We start from the raw sequence: 1,768 nt of genomic DNA on the forward strand, positions 1-1,768 counted from the left end.
GTCTCACAACGTGTGCCCAGCCGCCGCACGACGGCTTTCAGCACGTCGGCACGTGGGTCGCGCACGCGGTAGATGCGATGGCCGAAGCCCATGATGCGCTCGCCGCGCGCGATCTCGTTTCGCAGCCAGGCGGCCGCGTCGCCGCTCGCCTCGATCGCGTCGAGCATCTCGATCACCGGCCCCGGCGCGCCGCCATGCAGCGGGCCTTTGAGCGCGCCGAGCCCGGCCAGGATCGCCGAGGTCAAGCCCGCCTGCGTCGACGCCACCACCCGCGTTGCGAAGGTCGAGGCATTGAGCCCATGGTCGCTGACCGTCACCAGATACGTATCGAGCGCCTTGGCAAGCGCCGGCGAGGCCGTACCGGAGAGCATTCGCAGCATGTCGTTGGCATGATCGGCGCGTGCGTCCGGAGGAACAGGCTTCTCGCCGCGTCCGAGCCGCAGCAGGGCCGGCGTTAGCACCGCCGGCGCCGCGATGAGCCGGAGCGCGTCGGCGAGCGAGTCGCCGTCGGGCAGAAGGGCGATGCCGGCGCGCATACCGCTGTAGACATCGAGCGCTGGAAGTCCAGCGAGCATCGGCTGCAGCCGTTCGAAAACCTCGACACGCGCATTGCCGATCGCCTTCTCCAGCTCGTCGTCGCCGGGAAGCTCGTCAAAGAACCCGTCGAACAAGAGGCGGACCACCTGGCCGTAGCGCCAGTGCCCGGCGAGTTCCGTCAACGAATGGCCTCGGATGGTGAGATGGCCGCCCGCGCCGTCGACATCGGAAAGAACCGTCTCCGCCGCCACAACATCATCGAGCCCATTTGCCATGACTGTCTCCTTGACCCTTTGTGCACTGCAGTTAATGCTCTACAATCAACGCATCAATCTTGATCAACTGAATCAATATGAGGCGGTGCGGACTTGTCCGAATGGCTGACGCGGGAGGAAGCGCTGGCGCGGCTCAAGGTCCGGCCGCAGACGCTTTACGCCTATGTCAGCCGCGGCCGCATCGGCATGCGGCCCGACGGGGCCGATCCGCGCCGCAGCCAGTATCGAGCCGACGACATAGCCGCGCTCGCCACCCGCCGGGCGCGCGGGCGCAGCCCCCAGGCGATCGCCGAAAGCGCCATCGCCTGGGGCGAGCCAGCGATCACCACTGCCATCTCGACCGTGCTGCACGGCCGCCTCGTTTATCGCGGCAAGGATGCCGTTGCGCTTGCCGCGACAGCGACGCTGGAGGAGGCAGCAAGCCTGCTTTGGGCATCCGGCGCCGCGATATCCTTCGCATCGCTGACGCCTTCGATCGTTCGCGAGAGCGGCACCCCGACGGCCTTTGCAAGATTGTCGGCGCTTGCCGCGGCTGGCCGGCCTTCGCTCGGCCGCAGGCCGGGCATGCTGCAGCAGGATGGCGCCAGCGCCACCAGCGTGCTCGCGACGTCACTCGGTGCAAGCCCGGGGGCGGAGCCGGTGCATGAAAGGCTGGCGCGCGGCTGGTCGGTCGACGCTGCCGGTGCCGATCTCATCCGCAAGGCGCTGGTGCTTTTGGCCGATCACGAGCTCAACGCCTCGACCTTCGCCGCACGCGTCGCCGCTTCGACCGGCGCGCCGATCGTGGCCTGCCTGCTTGCCGGGCTCGCTGCCCTTACCGGCCAGCGTCATGGCGGCGCCGGGGCCGCGGCCATCGCGCTGGTCGAGGATGCCGAGCGGCTCGGGCCGGACGAGACGATCGCGCGCTGGCTGGCCCACGACCGGCCGCTGCCCGGCTTCGGCCATCAGCTCTATCC

At 69.0% G+C, this 1,768-nt stretch carries 2 protein-coding genes; one reads left to right on the plus strand and one right to left on the minus strand.

What is annotated here, in order from left to right:
- The coding region (locus EOA60_RS31550; protein WP_128312517.1) for a citrate/2-methylcitrate synthase at nt 1-812 on the minus strand (812 nt) is incomplete at its 3' end.
- A gap of 93 nt (nt 813-905) precedes the next feature.
- Between EOA60_RS31550 and EOA60_RS31555 the strand changes: the two genes are divergently transcribed.
- The coding region (locus EOA60_RS31555) for a citrate/2-methylcitrate synthase (protein ID WP_128312518.1) at nt 906-1,768 on the plus strand (863 nt) is incomplete at its 3' end.

Source organism: Mesorhizobium sp. M1A.F.Ca.IN.020.06.1.1 (assembly GCF_004023265.1).
In the GTDB taxonomy this organism is placed as follows: Bacteria; Pseudomonadota; Alphaproteobacteria; order Rhizobiales; family Rhizobiaceae; genus Mesorhizobium.